The sequence below is a fragment of the Vibrio sp. Vb2131 genome, from assembly GCF_033338535.1.
Taxonomy (GTDB): Bacteria; Pseudomonadota; Gammaproteobacteria; order Enterobacterales; family Vibrionaceae; genus Vibrio; species Vibrio alginolyticus.
In genome coordinates, this window is record NZ_JAWOSW010000135.1 from 1 (window position 1) to 555 (window position 555).

Genomic DNA, 555 nt, shown 5'->3' on the forward strand with positions numbered 1-555 from the left:
CATTCCTGTGCGTAACGTTTTGCAGCTGATTGCAGATTACAACCAGTTTAACTTGGTGGTTTCGGATTCTGTCGAAGGCAACCTTACACTGCGTCTTGATGGTGTGCCGTGGCAGCAAGTTCTCGACATCATCTTGCAAGTGAAAGGGTTAGATAAGCGTGTTGATGGCAACGTGATTTTGGTCGCCCCGACCGATGAGCTGGATTTGCGCGAGAAGCAGCAGTTAGAAAAACAAAAGCTGACGGAAGAAATGGGGGAACTTTCATCAGAAATCATCAAAGTCAATTTTGCTAAAGCTTCGGATATTGCAGAGATGATCAATGGTGAAGGCAACATTAGCATGTTGTCAGAGCGTGGCAGTATGACCATTGATGAGCGAACCAATTCGCTATTAATCAGAGAATTGCCAGAGAACATCGCCGTTATTCGCGAAATCATTGAATCGCTCGATATCCCAGTCAAACAAGTACAAATTGAAGCCCGAATTGTGACCATCAGTGAAGGTAACATGGACGAGTTAGGTATTCGTTGGGGCTTCACTTCTATTAATGGTAA

Annotated in this window: 1 protein-coding gene; it reads left to right on the plus strand. The window is 44.5% G+C overall.

The genetic code is table 11. The annotated features are described in order from the left end of the window. The coding region (locus R7E38_RS23240; RefSeq protein ID WP_318082203.1) for a secretin N-terminal domain-containing protein at positions 1–555 on the plus strand (555 nt) is incomplete at both ends.